Source organism: Pelomonas lactea, from assembly GCF_043555885.1.
In the GTDB taxonomy this organism is placed as follows: Bacteria; Pseudomonadota; Gammaproteobacteria; order Burkholderiales; family Burkholderiaceae_C; genus Pelomonas; species Pelomonas lactea.
Genome location: NZ_JBIGHX010000002.1, coordinates 354,952 through 370,595 on the forward strand (window position 1 = coordinate 354,952; position 15,644 = coordinate 370,595).

Annotated in this window: 11 protein-coding genes; 7 read left to right on the top strand and 4 right to left on the bottom strand. The window is 70.7% G+C overall.

What is annotated here, in order from left to right:
* Nucleotides 1-71: 71 nt before the first annotated feature.
* Together ACG04Q_RS05940 and ACG04Q_RS05945 are read left to right on the top strand one after the other, a co-directional pair.
* On the top strand, nt 72-2,009 hold the full coding sequence (locus ACG04Q_RS05940) for a TonB-dependent receptor plug domain-containing protein (protein ID WP_394509962.1): 1,938 nt from the start codon (nt 72-74) through the stop codon (nt 2,007-2,009).
* A 58-nt stretch (nt 2,010-2,067) separates the two neighbouring features.
* Nucleotides 2,068-3,192 (top strand): HD-GYP domain-containing protein, encoded by a 1,125-nt coding sequence (locus ACG04Q_RS05945; protein ID WP_394509963.1) that lies wholly within the window; start codon nt 2,068-2,070, stop codon nt 3,190-3,192.
* Between the two features lie 26 nt (nt 3,193-3,218).
* Here the strand turns inward: ACG04Q_RS05945 and ACG04Q_RS05950 are convergent, their stop codons facing one another.
* Entirely contained in the window at nt 3,219-3,731 is a 513-nt protein-coding gene (locus ACG04Q_RS05950; RefSeq protein ID WP_394509964.1) for a hemerythrin domain-containing protein, read from the bottom strand.
* A gap of 46 nt (nt 3,732-3,777) precedes the next feature.
* On the opposite strand from ACG04Q_RS05950, the gene ligA reads away from it, so the two are divergent.
* Nucleotides 3,778-5,805: an NAD-dependent DNA ligase LigA gene (ligA, locus tag ACG04Q_RS05955; RefSeq protein WP_394509965.1), complete on the top strand. Its 2,028-nt coding sequence runs from the start codon at nt 3,778-3,780 to the stop codon at nt 5,803-5,805.
* Nucleotides 5,806-5,824: 19 nt separating this feature from the next.
* Here the strand turns inward: ligA and ACG04Q_RS05960 are convergent, their stop codons facing one another.
* On the bottom strand, nt 5,825-6,664 hold the full coding sequence (locus ACG04Q_RS05960; protein WP_394509966.1) for a hypothetical protein: 840 nt from the start codon (nt 6,662-6,664) through the stop codon (nt 5,825-5,827).
* Nucleotides 6,661-7,602 carry a LysR family transcriptional regulator gene (locus ACG04Q_RS05965; RefSeq protein WP_394509967.1) on the bottom strand — a complete coding sequence of 314 codons (942 nt, stop codon included), beginning with the start codon at nt 7,600-7,602 and terminating at the stop codon, nt 6,661-6,663. The genes ACG04Q_RS05960 and ACG04Q_RS05965 overlap by 4 nt, the downstream gene beginning before the upstream one ends.
* 91 nt (nt 7,603-7,693) lie before the next feature.
* Between ACG04Q_RS05965 and ACG04Q_RS05970 the strand changes: the two genes are divergently transcribed.
* Genes ACG04Q_RS05970 through ACG04Q_RS05985 form a run of 4 tightly spaced genes read left to right on the top strand, consistent with a single transcriptional unit; the run spans nt 7,694 to nt 12,645 of the window.
* Nucleotides 7,694-8,509, top strand: coding sequence for a pirin family protein (locus ACG04Q_RS05970; RefSeq protein ID WP_394509968.1), 816 nt, complete (start codon nt 7,694-7,696; stop codon nt 8,507-8,509).
* A gap of 24 nt (nt 8,510-8,533) precedes the next feature.
* Nucleotides 8,534-9,631, top strand: a complete 1,098-nt coding sequence (locus ACG04Q_RS05975) for an HlyD family secretion protein (RefSeq protein ID WP_394509970.1) — start codon at nt 8,534-8,536, stop codon at nt 9,629-9,631.
* 10 nt (nt 9,632-9,641) lie between these two features.
* A complete protein-coding gene (locus ACG04Q_RS05980; protein ID WP_394509972.1) occupies nt 9,642-11,225 on the top strand; it encodes a DHA2 family efflux MFS transporter permease subunit in 1,584 nt (527 codons plus the stop codon).
* A 16-nt stretch (nt 11,226-11,241) separates the two neighbouring features.
* Nucleotides 11,242-12,645: an efflux transporter outer membrane subunit gene (locus ACG04Q_RS05985; protein ID WP_394509973.1), complete on the top strand. Its 1,404-nt coding sequence runs from the start codon at nt 11,242-11,244 to the stop codon at nt 12,643-12,645.
* A gap of 15 nt (nt 12,646-12,660) precedes the next feature.
* Here the strand turns inward: ACG04Q_RS05985 and ACG04Q_RS05990 are convergent, their stop codons facing one another.
* Nucleotides 12,661-15,501, bottom strand: coding sequence for a fused MFS/spermidine synthase (locus ACG04Q_RS05990; protein WP_394509974.1), 2,841 nt, complete (start codon nt 15,499-15,501; stop codon nt 12,661-12,663).
* Between the last annotated feature and the right edge of the window lie 143 nt (nt 15,502-15,644).

The window sequence follows — 15,644 nt, forward strand, 5'->3', positions numbered from 1 at the left end:
CGGGCGGCGGGCACCGTGCGTCTTGAACTCGGTCAAGGTCTGGCACATCGCCCGGCGCAATGCTGCGGGCCATGAACACCTCACTGCACCTTCCCCGCCTGCCCCTGTCGGCGCTGGCGCTGCTGTCGCTGGGCGGCGGCGCGGCGCTGGCCGCCGAGAGCCCCGAGGCGCTGCCGCGCATCGTCGTCAGCGCCACGCGACACGCCATGCCGCTGGCCGACGCGCCGGCGGCCATCACCGTGGTCGACGCCGAGACCCTGGCCCAGCGCGGCACCGACAACCTGCTGCAGGCGCTGCGCGTGGAGCCCGGCGTCACCGCCTTCGGCCGCCCCACTGGCGGCCGCAAATCGCTGTCGCTGCGCGGCATGGACCCGCGCCACGTGCTGGTGCTGGTGGACGGCCAGCGCATCTCGGCCAGCGACGGCCTCGTCGGCTCGTCCGACTTCCAGCTCGACTGGACCGGCGCGGTGGACATCGCCCGCATCGAGGTCGTGCGCGGGCCCATGTCGGTGCTGTACGGCGCCGAGGCGCTGGGCGGCGTCATCAACGTCATCACCGAACCGCTGACGGGCGAGCTGCAGGCCCGCGAGTTCGCCGAGGGGCGCAGCGGCCTGCGCGGTGGCAGCGGCCACCGGCTGGGCGCGGCGCTGCGCGGCCGCTTCGGTGCGGCGCTGGACTTCGGCGTCGCGCTGAGCGATGCGCGGCGCGAGGCCACGCCGACGGCGGCCGATGCGCGCATCACCGCCATCGAAGGGCGCCAGCCGCGCGAGGCCAGCTTCAAGCTGCAATGGCATGCCGCTCCCGGCCAGCGCCTGACGCTGGACAGCCGGCACGCAGACGAACGACGCTGGCTCGATGCCCGCGAGCGCTCGGGCCAGAAGCGTTACCACCAGAGCCAGCACCACCTCGTGCGCGACCACACCGCGCTGCAGTGGGACGCCGACTGGGGCGCAGGCCGCGAGACGCTGCTGCGCGCCTATGAGAACCGCCTGGCGGTCAGCAACGTGAAGACCAACGGCGTCGCCTCCCTACGGCCCAACTCGCTGACCGACCGCGTGCTGGAAGGTCAGGCCAGCACGCCGGCGGGAGCGACCCAGCTGCTGACAGCCGGGTTCGAGCTGCGCGATGAGCGGCTGAGCAACGCTGGCCTGCCCGGCGGCCAGGCCAGCGCCACGCACACCGGCGTGTACCTGCAGGACGAAGCCCGCCTGACACCGGCGCTGAGCCTGACCGCCGGCGCGCGCGCCGACCACGCCAGCCGCTTCGGCACGGAGTTCAGCCCGCGGCTGTATGCCGTCTGGAAGCCCGGGGCCGGCTGGGTCGTCAAGGGCGGCGTGGGCCACGGCTTCAAGGGGCCGACGCTCAAGCAGATCAACCCCGACTACAAGGAAGACGAGGGCCCCAACACCTACGTCGGCCAGGCCGGGCTGCAGCCCGAAACCAACGACAACGCCGAGGCCACCGTGGCCTGGGACACGCCAAGGGCCGGGGCCTCCTTGACGCTGTTCCGCAACCGCATCCGCCACCTCATCGTGCCCGTGCTGCTCAGCGGTACGCCGGCCAGTGGCACCTACCAGTTCCGCAACATCGACACGGCCGTGCTGCAGGGGCTGGAGGCCGCCGCCGGCTGGCGCGGTGGCGGCTGGACGCTGCAGGCCCAGGCCGGCCTGCTGAGCGCGCACGACGGCCGCGGCGTGTGGCTGGAAAAACGCGCCCGCACCACCTGGGGCCTGCGGGCCGACTGGCGGCAGGGCGCCTGGCAGGCCGGCGGCGACGTGACGACGCAGAGCGGCCTGCGCCTGGCCGCCACGGTGGCGGGGCAACCGCCGCAGACCGTGCCGCGCGTCACGCTGGCCAACCTGCATGCCAGCCTCGCGTTGGGGCATGGCCTGACCCTGCGCGCCGGCATCGATAACGTCGCAAACCTGCGGTTGGCCACCCGGTCCAGCCTCTTCAGCTGGGAAGAATTGCCGCGCAGCTGTCGTATCGGTGTCGAAGGGCGCTGGTGACGCCCCCGGCGGCGGGAGCCCGCTCTACCATGGGCCGGTCACGTCTTGGGGAGGCGTCATGCGAACGTCGGAACAGGTGCTCAACCGCGCGGAGATCGAGCGCTCCGGTCTCGGCGAGCGAATCCGCAGCCTGCACAGCATCCTGCTGGCACGCTATCCGTCCATCGGCCGCATCGCGCTGGCGCTGTACGACCCCGACACCGACCTGCTCAAGACCTTCGCCAGCAGCAATGAGGGCGGCCCCTCGCTGCAGCGCTACGAGGCCCGGCTGAGCGATGTGCCGTCGCTCGTCGCGCTGCGCGACAGCGGCGTTGCGCGCGTGGTGGACGACATCGACGAGACATATCACGCCGCCAACGTGCACACCGGCTGGCTGAAGTCGCGCAAGTACCGCAGCAGCTACACGCTGCCCATCTTCCGGGGCGCGGAGCTCTCGGCTTTCCTGTTCTTCGACTCGACGCAACCTGCCGAGTTCACGCCGGTGGTGCGCGGCGTGCTGGACCAGTTTGCCGACATCATCTCGCAGCTTTACCTGCTGCGCCTCTCGGCCGTGCATCACCTGATCGGCGCTGTCGACATCGCCACCGGCCTGGCCCGCATCCGCGACGTCGAGACCGGCAGGCATCTGGAGCGCATGGCGAAGTACTCGCGTCTCATCGCGCGCGGCGTCGCCGAACGCTACGGCCTGAACGACGAGGCCGTGGAGTACCTGCATCTGTTCGCGCCGTTGCACGACATCGGCAAGGTGGGCATCCCCGACGCCATCCTCCTCAAGCCCGGCAGGCTCGATGCCGACGAATGGCGGCAGATGCAGCAGCATGTGACCATCGGGGAACAGCTCATCGACCACATCGTGGCCGACCTCGGCCTGCAGGGCGACGCGGCGGCCATCATCATGCGCGACGTCGTCGCCGGTCACCATGAGCGCGGCGACGGCAGCGGCTACCCGCGAGGGCTGAAGCTGGCCGACATTCCCGTGGCCGCTCGCATCGTCGCGGTGGCCGACATGTACGACGCGCTCTCCTCCGCCCGGCCCTACAAGGCGCCCTGGGACGAGGCCCGTTGTGCCGACGAGCTGCGCAACCAGGCGGCGCGTGGCCTCATCGACGGCCCCTGCGTCGAGGCGTTGCTCGGCAACGAGGACGCGCGCCGGCAGATCCGCGAACGCTTCGCTGACGAGTGACCGGCCCGCCCGGCAGGCTCCAGGCGTCAGCCGCGCCGCCGGGCGGACATCTCGCTGCCCATCGCGGCCAGCGCGTCATCGGCGATGCCCTGCGCCGCCAGCGGGAAGGCCTCGGCCTCCTCGACGCGCATATGGGCCGCGTACAGCGCGGCATAGGCCTGGCACGCGTCAGCGTCCAGCAGCGTCGCGTCGCCCGCGGCCAGGCCGGCGAGGGCGGGGCGCAGTGCGGCCCACTGTCGCGTCATCTCGGCATGGTCGTCGGCCAGCCGCTGAGCCAGCGCCTCGCGCCCGGCGGCGCGCAGCCGTGGCAGCACGTGGCGCTCCTCGTCCTCGTGATGCTTGGGGCCGGCGAGATCGAAGTAGCGCAGCACATCACGCGCGGCGTCGCGGGCCTGGGTGTCCGCGCCGCGGCGCGCCACGTGGGCCTGCAGTCGCAGCAGCAGGTCCAGGCTGCGCTGCACGCGCTCGTGGCAGGCCAGCAGCATCTCGAAGGGCTGGTCGAACCCGACCGCGGGGCCGGCGTGGAGCAGGGGTGACATGGCCATGCTGCCGATTCTCGTCGCCGGCGCCCCCGACAATGCGGGCATGACTGCTGATCCCGCCCTGCGCGCCGCTGCCCTGCGCGCCCAGCTCAACCATCACGCCCACCTCTACTACGTGCTCGACGCGCCGGAGCTGCCGGACGCCGAGTACGACAAGCTGTTCGCCGAGTTGCAGGCCCTGGAGGCTGCGCACCCCGGGCTGCTGACGGCCGATTCGCCCACCCAGCGCGTCATCGGCGCGGTGCTGCCCGGGCTGACGCCGGTGCGCCACGTGGTGCCCATGCTGTCCATCACGACCGAGACCGACACCACCGAGGGCGGCGCGATCGCGTTCGACGCGCGCATGCGCCGCGAGCTGGCGCTGACCGAGGCCGACGCGCCGGTCGAGTACGCCGCCGAGCTGAAGTTCGACGGCCTGGCCATGAGCCTGCGGTATGAGCATGGCGTGCTGGTGCAGGCCGCCACGCGCGGCGATGGCGAGACGGGAGAGGACGTCACGCAGAACGTGCGCACCATCGGCCAGATCCCGCTGCGGCTGCAGGGCCAGGCGCCGGCCGTGCTGGAGGTGCGCGGCGAGGTCTACATGCGCCGCGACGACTTCGAGAAGCTCAACGAGCGCCAGCGCGAAAAGGGCGAGAAGACCTTTGTGAACCCGCGCAACACCGCAGCGGGCGCCATCCGGCAGCTCGACCCGGCGCTGGTGCGCCAGCGGCCGCTGTGCTTCTACGCCTACGGCCTGGGCGAAGTGCAGGGCTGGGACGTGCCGGCCACGCACAGCGGTCTGCTCGATGCGCTGGCGGCCTTCGGCCTGCCCGTGAACGGCGACCGGTCCGTCGTGCAGGGGCCGGCAGGCCTCGTCGAGTTCCACGCTGCGATGGCCGCCAAGCGTGACAGCCTGCCGTTCGACATCGACGGCGTCGTCTACAAGGTCAACGACCGCGAACTGCAGGCGCGCCTGGGCTTCAAGACCCGCGAGCCGCGCTGGGCGGTCGCGCACAAATACCCGGCGCAGGAGCAGGTGACGACGCTGCTCGCCATCGACGTGCAGGTCGGCCGCACCGGCAAGCTCACGCCCGTGGCGCGCTTGGACCCGGTCTTCGTCGGCGGCACGACCGTCAGCAACGCGACGCTTCACAACGTGTTCGAGATGCGCCGCAAGGGCGTGCGGGTGGGCGACCAAGTCATCATCCGCCGCGCGGGCGACGTCATCCCCGAGGTGGTCGGCCGCGTGCCGGGCGCGCGGCCCGCCTACGTGCCCAACTTCCACATGCCGCGTGAATGCCCGGTGTGCAGGAGCGAAGCGGTGCGCGAGAAGCGCGGCATCGAGTACCGCTGCACCGGCGGCGTGTTCTGCCCGGCGCAGCGCAAGCAGGCGCTGCTGCACTTTGCGGGCCGCCGGGCGATGGACATCGAGGGCCTGGGCGACAAGCTCGTCGAGCAGCTCGTGGATGCCGGCATCGTGCTGAGCCTGCCGGGCCTCTACAAGCTCGGCGTGGCCAAGCTCGCCGGGCTGGACCGCATGGCCGAGAAGAGCGCACAGAACATCGTCGATGCGCTCGAGAAGAGCAAGACGCCCACGCTGGCACGCTTCCTGTTCTCGCTGGGCATCCGCCAGGTCGGCGAGACCACGGCGAAGGACCTCGCCCGCCATTTCGGCACGCTCGACAAGCTGATGAACGCCAGCGTCGAGCAACTGCTGGAGGTGTCTGACGTGGGGCCGATCGTCGCGGCCAGCATCCACACCTTCTTCGCGCAGCCGCACAACCGTGAGGTGGTCGAGCAGCTGCTTGCCGCCGGTGTGAAGCCGCAGGAAAGTAGCGGCGAAGCCGACGACCGGCCGCGCCCGCTGCTGGGCAAGACGCTCGTGCTGACCGGCACCTTGCCCACGCTCAGCCGCGACGAGGCCCAGGCCCTGATCGAGGACGCCGGCGGCAAGGTCAGCGGCTCGGTGTCCAAGAAGACGAACTACGTGATCGCCGGCGAGGAAGCCGGCAGCAAGCTGGAGAAGGCGCGCACGCTCGGGGTGCCGGTGCTGGACGAAGCGGGGCTGCGGGCATTGCTGGCCGGCTGAGATCACCGGCCTGCCGGCCTCAACGGCGTTGCTGAACCCGTTCGGCCAGCTGCTTCCCGGAAGCCATCGCCTCGGCGATCTGTGGATCGGTCAGCCCCTGCTTCAGCAGCGCGAATGTCTGCGCATCGGTGATGTCACGTCCGGGTCGCGGTGCCGTGCTGTCGCGGGTGAGTTCGACATAAGCCGCGAAGTACCGCAGCGCCTGGGCATGATCTGGCGCCGTGAACTGATGGAAGTTGCTCATGTTGAAGATCGCTTCCCGCTCCCCGTTCTCGGCAGCCTGCCGGACATAGGACCTGGAGCGCTGCATCCACTCGGCCACCCCCGGACTGTCAGGCGCGGCATCCATGTCCAGCTCCGGCTGGCCCGTCGGCCCTTCCCGGAGAAACGCCATCGCGGCGCCCGCAAGCCCCGCCTTGGCCGCGGGTTCCAAGTAGCTCGCCCGGCTGGCGATCTGCCCCGGACTGATGTCGCCGCAGACGACGCCAGGCTTGGGCTCCTTGCGCATCCAGGTGCGCGTGATACCGGGCGGCGTCGTTGGCAACTGCTCGGCGATCTTCCTCGCGCGAACGCAGGCTGCAAGCAGCTGGTAGGCCGCCCATGCGTCAGCCGGCGTGCCCATCCGCACGAGGCGACTGACCTCGGCCGCCTTCGATGGGGGCGTCGTGTCCGCCGCGCCTGCCATCTGCGCCGCCGATGCAGCTGCCACGGCGCTCGCCACCGACTCGGGGCTGAGAGGCTCTGCGGTGCCGCGCTCTGCAGAAACCGGTGCCTCATCCACCGCTCGGTCGGTGTTGCGAAGGCCAGCTACGGCAACGACGCCAAGCAATGCAAGCGCCGGGACGACGAACCTCCTCATGACTTGCGCTCGACGAGCCCGGAAAACTTCGACGGCACCGCGAGAAATGGTCCTTTGGCCCACTCCGGCACCGTCTCGAACAGGTGGTCGATGAAGGCCCGCGTCTTGGCCGGCATCAGCCGCCGGCTGGCCGTCAGCAGGTGCACCGGCAGCGGCTCGTAGCGCCACTCCGGCAGCACCGGCACCAGCGTGCCGGCGGCCACGTCGGCGGCCACCATGCCGAACGGGAAGCTGGCGATGCCGCCGCCGGCCCGCGTCAGTGACAGCACTAGGCCGATGGCGTTGGCCTCCAGCGGCCCGCGCATCTGCACCTCGGCCGTCTGCTTGCCGTTCAGCAGCTTGCGGTACATGCCCTTGCCCTGCGTCAGCACGACGAAGTCGTGGTCGGCCAGATCGGCCGGCGTCTGCGGCGCGGGGCGGGCCTGCAGGTACACGGGGCTGGCGTACAGGCCGCGTTCCAGCAGCATGAACTGGCGAGCGATGAGGTCCGGTTCGTCCACCGGGCCCATGCGCACGGCCACGTCGTAGGGCTCGTTGAACAGGTCCACGCGGCGCGGCGTGGTGTCCAGCTCCAGCTCCACCTTCGGGTAGCGGCGCACGAAGCGCGCGAAGCTGTCGGCCAGCACCAGCATCGCGAACTCCGACGGCACCGACACGCGCACCTTGCCTTGCGGCGTGGCGTCGCGCGAGGCCAGCCAGTGGCGCGTCTCGGCGATGTCGTCGTCATGCCGCGCAGCGCGTTCGGCGAGCTGCTCGCCCAGCTCGGTCAGCGTCATGCGCGCCGCGCCGGGCACGAACAGCCGCGCGCCCACCGAGGTTTCCAGCGCCGTGAGGCGCCGGCTCAGCGTGGCCTTCGGAAGCCCAAGCTGGCGCGAAGCCTCGGACAGAGAGCCCGCCTTGTGCACCTGGGCCAGCAGCAGCAGGTCGTCGATCTTCATGTCTCGTTTTATTGCGTTTCGTTTCCGGAACGGTCCGTTTGAGTTTTACGGCTATGCGCCGGAAATGGAACTCTCTACAGTCGCGGCCATCATGTCAACCGCCCGCCTTCTGCAGCCGCAACGCCACCGCATCGGTGCCGGTTTCGAGGCCGAGGGCTGGCGTGAGCCGTTGGCGCTGCTGGACCCCTTCATCATGGTGGACCACTTCCGCATGCGCGAGGCGGTGTTCGCGCCGCACCCGCACGCGGGCTTCTCGGCGGTGACCTATCTGTTCGACGACTCGGCCACCGGCCTCGTCAGCCGCGATTCGCTGGGCGGCGAGCATGCCGTGGCGCCCGGCGGCCTGCACTGGACGCTGGCCGGCCGCGGTGTCATGCACGACGAATTCCCGGCCGAGCCCGGCCGCGAGGCGCATGGCCTGCAGATTTTCGTGAACCTGCCGGCCGACCAGAAGCTGCGCGCGCCGGCCGTCATGGCGCTGGCGCCGGAGCAGATGCCACACCGCGCCGCCCCCGGCTGGCGGGCGGTGCAGGTGTTCGGCGGCACCGCGGGCCTGGCGCTGCCGTGGCCGACGGCGCTGTCCATCGTCGACATCGATGCCGGCGCCTGCTTCGAGCTGGCGTTGGACGACGGCGAGCAGGGCTTCGCCGTCGCCATCGCCGGCCGCGGGCAGGGCGCCGGGCTGCCGCTGTCGGCCGGCCGCGCACTCAGCCTGCCCGAAGGCGGCAGCGCGCAGCTCACCGCCATCGACCCGCTGCGCCTGGCCTGCTTCAGCGGCCGGCCGCTGCGCGAGCCGCTGGTGCGCCACGGCCCGTTCGCGATGAGTGACGAGCGCCAGGTGGTGGCCGCGCTGCAACGCTTCCAGACCGGCGGCATGGGCCGCCTCAGCCCCCGACAACAACCCTAACGATCCCGCACAAGGAACCCTGTCATGAACGCTCCGCAAGACAACGCCGCCGCGCCCAAGCCCGCCGCCCAGAACGGCAAGAAGAGCGGCCCGCCCGTGCCGCTGCTCATCGTCGGCGCGCTGCTGCTGATCGGCGGCATCGCGCTGGGAGGGCGCATGTGGTGGCGCAGCCAGCATCTCGTCGAGACCGAGAACGCCTTCATCGCCGGTCGCATCCACCCGGTCGCCACGCGCGTGGCCGGCGTCGTCACCGAGATGCACATGCAGGACAACGCGGTCGTGAAGGCCGGCGACGTGCTGTTGCGGCTGGACCCGGCCGACGCCGCCGTGCAGGTGGAGCGGCTGAAGGCGCAGATCGCGCAGGCCGACGCGGCCATCGCCACCAGCGCTGCGCAGATCGCGCAGGCCAGGGCGCAGGCCGCGGCCACCGGCTCGCAGGTCGCCCAGGCCGAGGCGGTGCTGGCCCGCACCGAGCTGGAAGCCAAGCGCAGCCAGGCGCTGTTCGGCGCCGAGCTGCGCGCCACCAGCAAGCAGGAGCTGGACGCCGCGCTGGCTGCCCGCGACGTGGCCCGCGCCGACCTGGCCGCGCGCAAGGCCAGCGCCAGCGCCGCCAAGGAGGCGGTGGCTGCCGCCGAGAGCGCGCGCCAGTCGGCCAACGCGCAGAAGGCCGCCACGCAGGCACAGCTCAAGGACGCGCAGAACCAGCTGGGCTACGTGGAGGTCAAGGCGGCCAGTGACGGTCGGATCGGCAAGCGCACCGTGGAGGTGGGCCAGCGCGTGCAGCCGGGCCAGCAGCTCGCGGCCATCGTCGAGCCCGAAACCTGGATCGTCGCCAACTTCAAGGAAACCCAGCTCGCGAAGATGAAGCCTGGTCAGAAGGTTCACATCAAGGTCGACGCCTTCCCGGGCCGCGAGCTGGAAGGCCATGTCGACAGCTTCGCACCCGCCTCGGGCGCCAGCTTCGCACTGCTGCCGCCGGACAACGCGACCGGCAACTTCACGAAGATCGTGCAGCGCGTGCCGGTCAAGGTGGTGCTGGAGCCGGAGAGCCTGAAGGGCCTGGGCGATGCGGCGTCGCGCCTGGTGCCGGGGCTGTCGGTGCAGGTGGAAGTCGAACTCTGAGACCCGCGTCATGGGTAACGAGAACTACCTCCCGCCGCCGCCCGACCAGAAGGTCAGCGGCCGCACCTGGATCGCCGTGCTGGCCAGCCTGCTGGGGGCCTTCATGGCGGTGCTGGACATCGCCATCACCAACTCGTCGCTGCGCGACATCCTCGGCGCGCTGTCGGCGACGCAGGAAGAGGGCTCCTGGATCTCCAGCGCCTACCTCGTCGCCGAGATCGTCGTCATCCCGTTGGCGGGCTTCCTGTCGGTGGTGTTCTCCACGCGCCGCTACCTGATCGTCAACGTCGCGCTGTTCCTGCTGTTCAGCACGCTGTGCGGCATGGCCTGGAGCCTGGAGAGCATGATCGCGTTCCGCGCGGCCCAGGGCTTCACGGGTGGCGTCATGATCCCGATGGCGATGACGCTGGTCACGCGCAAGCTGCCGCTGAAGAAGCGGCCCATCGGCCTGGCGCTGTTCGGCATGACGGCCACGCTGGCGCCGACGCTGGGCCCCACCATCGGCGGCTACCTGACCGAGCTGTACGGCTGGCCCAGCATCTTCTACATCAACTGGGTGCCGGGCGTGCTGCTGATGCTGGGCGTGGGCTACGGGCTGGACAAGGAGCCCATGAACCTCAAGCTGCTGCGCGACGTGGACTGGTGGGGCATCTTCTTCATGGCGCTGGGCCTGGGCTCGCTGACCGCGATGCTGGAGGAAGGCAACGCCAAGGACTGGTTCCAGAGTACGTTCATCATCACCGCCGCCGTGCTGGCGGTGGGTGGCCTCTACGGCTGGGCCTGGCGCGGGCTGACGCGCCGGAACACCTTCATCGACCTGCACATCCTGGGCCGTCCCAGCTTCCTGATCGCCGGCGTCATCGCGTTCGCGACCGGCATGGGCCTCTACGGCTCGGCCTTCATCCTGCCGCTGTACCTGGGCCAGATCGCGCAGTACACGCCGATGCAGATTGGCCTGGTCATCATGTGGATGGGCCTGCCGCAGCTGTTCATCATGCCGTTCGCGGCCAAGCTGTCCACCAAGCTGGACAACCGCGTGATGATGAGCGTGGGCCTGGGCCTGTTCGCGCTGTCGTGCTTCATGAACACGCACATGAGCGCCGACACGGCGGGCCCCGAGCTGATCGCCGCGCAGGTGGTGCGGGCACTGGGCCAGCCGCTGATCATGATCACGCTGACCAACTTCGCGGTGAACGGCATCCCGCCCAATCTGCTGCCCAGCGCGTCCGGCATGTTCAACATGATGCGCAACCTCGGCGGCTCGGTGGGCATCGCGACGCTGGCCACGCTGCTGACCAACCGCGAGCACCTGCACAGCGCCCGCATCGGCGAGTCGGTCACGCTGTACGACACCGCGACGCAGGCGCGGCTGGACACGCTGGCGGCCAACTTCACCGCCAAGGGCTTCGACGCCACCACGGCGCAGGACATGGCCATGAAGGCGCTTGACAACGTCGTGCGGCGCGACAGCTTCGTGATGGCCTACAACGACGCCTTCCTCATCCTCGGTGTCGCGCTGCTCAGCTGCGTGCTCATCGTGTGGATGAGCAAGAAGGTGATGGGCGGCGCTGCCTCCGCTGAAGCGGCGCATTGAATTCGGGAGATCGACCATGATCCAACTCAAGACTGTCTTCACCCTCGTCGCCGCGGCCGCGCTCGCCGCTTGCACGACGCTGGGCCCCAACTACCAGGCGCCGGCCGCGAACGCGCCGGCCGCCTACCGCGCCGCCAGCCCGGCGGCCGGCGCCGAATTGCAGCGCGACTGGTGGCTGATGTTTGGTGACGTGCAACTCAACGCGCTGCAGGCGCAGGCACTGCAGGCCAGCCCGACGCTGGCCGCCGCGGCCGCGCGCATCGAGCGGGCCCGCGCCGTGTTCGGCGCGACCCAGGCCGACGAGCTGCCGCGCGTGGACGTCGGCGCCAGTGCCGGCGGCCTGCGCACGTCGGCCAAGGCGACGACGACGCCGGTGCTGAACGGCCGCGCCGTCACGTTCGAGGGCGAGAGCTTCGGGCTGTCGGCCAGCGTCGGCTGGGAGCTGGACCTGTGGGGCCGCGTGAAGCGCCAGCAGGAGGCCGCGCAGGCGCAGCTCGACGCGACGACGCTGGACGCCGCCGCCGCCCGCGTCGCGCTGACGGCCGACGTCGCCGCCGCCTACTGGCAGTGGCGCGCGCTGGCCGACGAAGCCACCGCGCTGCAGCGACTGCGCGACAGCCGCGCCAAGGCCTTCCAGGTGGCGCAGACACGCTTCGACGCCGGCTCGTCGACGACGCAGGACCTGGAGCGCGTGCGCGCGGAGCTGGCCGCCGCCGATGCCGACGTGGCCGACCTGCCACGGCGCCAGTCGCTGGTGCTGAACCAGCTGGCCGCGCTGACCGGCCAGGCGGCCGCCGACCTGAAGCTCACCGCGGTTCCGCTCACCACGCCGCCCGCCATCCGCGCCGGCCTGCCGTCGGAGCTGCTGCAGCGCCGGCCCGACCTGGCGCAGAGCCTCGCGCAGCTGCATGCCGCGACCGCGCAGGTGGGCATCGCCGAGGCGGCGTTCTACCCATCCATCAAGCTGACCGGCAGCTTCGGCTACTCCAGCGAAGACCTGGGCGCGCTGATCTCGGCGCCGGCGCGCCTCTACAACGTCGGGCCCAGCATCTCGCTGCCGCTGTTCGAGGGCGGGCGCAACAAGGCCAACCTGGCGGCGTCCAAGGCGTCCGTCGATGAATCGCTGGCCGCCTTCCGCGGCCGCATGCTGCAGGCGCTGCGCGAGGTGGACGACGCGCTGGCCGAACTGCAGGGCCGCACCGCGGTCGTCGACGCGCAGACCCGCACGCTGGCCTCCGCCGGCCAGGCGCTGGCGGTGGCGAAGAGCCGCTACGACAAGGGGGCCGTCAGCTATCTCGACGTGACCGAGGCCGAACGCACACCGCTGGCCACCGAGCGGGCGCTGGCCCAGCTGCGCGGCGCGCAGTGGGCGGCGACGGCACAGTTGGTCAAGGCGCTGGGGGGCGGCTGGGGCAGCTGAGCCCTGCGCCGCAACTCAACGGGCGGCGCAGACCTTCTCGCCGCCGTCTTCCCAGGCCTTGAGGAAGCGCCGTAGCTCGCCCAACGCACCTGGCGGCACCTGTGAGCCCCAGCGTGACTCGCGGCTGCGCACGGCATCTGACTGGTCCTGTGCTGCCCCAGCCAGCATGCCGAGCACAAGCACCTGTTCCTTGATGCCACTGGGCGCTGGCTGGACGCGCCCCGCCAGGATCAGCTCCGCCGCTCGTTCTGCCTCGGGCCAGTCATGGCGCGCCGTGGCGTCGTAAAGCTTCAGCAGCGTCGCCACGCCGTCCGGCAGTGCGGGCCTTGCCTTGCGCCACGCCTGGACGTCCCACATCGGCTGCTGATCCGCGGCCGGGACGTGTGCGAGCACCTCATTCGCGATGTTCGCCGCATAAACCAGCAGCGAATCGCCATCCAGCGGTGTGCCCGCTTGTTGCTGCATGCGCATTGCATCGACGAGTCGTGTCAGCCCCGCACCGTGCGCCTGCCCGCCGCCGCTGCCGCTGAAGCGTTCTGCGGCCCAGACGGCTTGCTGGCGGGCCCGCAGCAGCGGCATGTCGGTCGCCTGCTGGATCGGCGCTGCCGAGGGCCAGGTCGTGCGGCAGTCCAGCACGCCGAGGGCCGGAAGGCCCTGGGTCGCGAGCCGTTGCAGCAGGTCCGCCTTGACGCCGCGGAAACGTTGTTCCGGCGCCTGCAGGGAAACAGTGGGGAAGAAGTCGGAATGTGGCGTCGCTCCCTGCATGCGCACATAGGTGCGCAGCACCGCTGGCCCGCCGATGCGGCGTGCGACAAGGTCCGTCGGGGACATCAGGCCGACGTGGCGCAACTCATTGGCGAGGGCCGGTGAATGCCACAGGTGGTCGCGCGGCGTGTGCAGGGCGCCCAGTGGTGCAAGCACGATCAGGTCCGCCGCGTTGGTGGCGTAAATCTCGCTGTCCGGGAACTCCGCCAGCAGCGCGGCGATCATTTCAGCCAGCAGCGCGTCGGAGATCTCGTAGCTGTGTATCCATTGCACCAGCAGCCCGCCGGGCTTCAGGCTGCGCTTGACGCCGCGATAGAACTCTTGCGTGAACAGGCTGGCCACGCCGCTGACCCAGGGGTTCGACGGCTCGGACACGATCACGTCATAGCGCTGCTGCCCCCGTGCGAAGAACTCGCGCGCATCCTCGAAATGGACGTGCGACCGCAGGTCCAGGTAGGCGCGAGCGTTGCGCTCCGCGAACATGGACGCTCCCTCCCAGACGGCGCGTTCGATCTCGATGGTGTCCACGCGCTTCGGCATGGCGGAGCCCAGCAGCGTGTGCGTGCTCAGGCCCGAGCCCCAGCCGATGACGGCTATGTCGTCAGGCTTGGGGTGCACGGCCAGCGGTAGCGCGCCCAGCATCACCATCGTGATCTCATCGGCGCCGGCCGTCCGGGTGGGCGCGTTCATGCCGGCGTCCGGTTTTCCATTGGTCGCGATGACCGTCGTGCCTCCTTCGCGCACCACCGAAATGCTGGCGGTGGCGCCATCCTTGTAGAACAGCAGCTTGCGGGCGCCGAGATCCCGCTTGCCGTACCGGAACACGCCCGCCGACTGCAGCAGCGGGTCCGGCATGCCCCAATGCACCATGCCGGCAAACACGGCGATACCCGCGCCCGAGGCCACCAGGACCGCCGGAGCCCAGCGCCCGGGGCTCAGCGCGCGCAGCAGCGCCAGACCGATGGCGAGGTCCACCGCGCCTGCAAGCAGCAGCGTCATGCCGACGCCCAGCAGCGGCATCAGCACATGGGCAGCCACCAGCACACCCAGGATCGCACCCAGCGTGTTTGCCGCATACACTTGGCCGACCGCGCGCTCGCCGACACCTCGGCGCAGCAGCGCCGCCGTGAACAGTGGCAGCGTCATGCCGGCGAAGAAGGCTGCCGGCGCCATGATGAGGATGGCAATGCCGGCCGTCGCAACGTTGTAGAGCACATAGCCGGCGTGGGTCTTGGCCAGCGCCTGCAGCACGTAGGGCACCCAGTGGTAGGCATTGCCCAGCAGCGCGACGGACAGCATCGCGCACACCCCCATGGCGACCTGCACGAAGCCGGCGTAGCGCACCAGGTCGGCGATGCGATCGCCGACGCGCCGCACCCACAGCCCGCCCAGCGCCAATCCGGCGATGAAGGACGCCAGCATCAGCTCGAAGCTGTGCAGGCTGCTGCCCAGCGCCTGGTTGAGCATGCGCACCCAGCCCAGCTCGTAGGCGAACGATGCGGCGCTGGACAGGAAGGTCGCCGCGAGCAGGGCCGGCAGCAACCGCCCCGAGCTCTGCGATGGCGCGGCGGGTTCGGCCGCGGCAGCCGGTTCCGCGTGCCCCTCACGCAGCACCATGCTCAGGCCGAGGCTGGCGGCCGCGACGATCAGGTTGAGCCAGCCCGCCACCTGCAGAGAGCCGGGCATGCCGAGGCTGGGCAGCAGCACGAAGGTCGCGATCAGCGCGCCGAGGGCAGCCCCCAGTCCGTTGGTGAAGTACAAACCTCCCAGCGTCTGCCCCTGGCGGCTACCGTCCAGCCGCAGCACGCCGACGGCGATCAACGGGAAGGTCGCGCCCAGCAACACCGTTTGTGGCGCGATCAGCGCGGCCGCACTGGCCCATTGCCAGAGCGTCGCCGCACCGGCGCTGCGCAGTGCCGGCAGCACCGCCGTCTGGCTGTGGTCGCTGTAGGCGACGAAGACCGTATGGAAGACCAGGCCCATGACCCCGACGAGGGCCTCCGCAGCGGCGTAGACGGCAACCGGCCTTCGCAGCGATGCCGTGATGCGGCTGACGCCCCATGCGCCCACCGCCATGCCGCCCATGAACATCATCAGCACCAGCGTCTGCGCGTAGGCCGCGTGGCCCAGCGTCAGCCCGAGGTAGTGCGTCCAGATGGACTGATAGATCAGCGCTGCGCCGCCCGACAGGACGAACAGCAGTTGCAGGGTCCAGCGGGCAGTGGCGGCTCGGT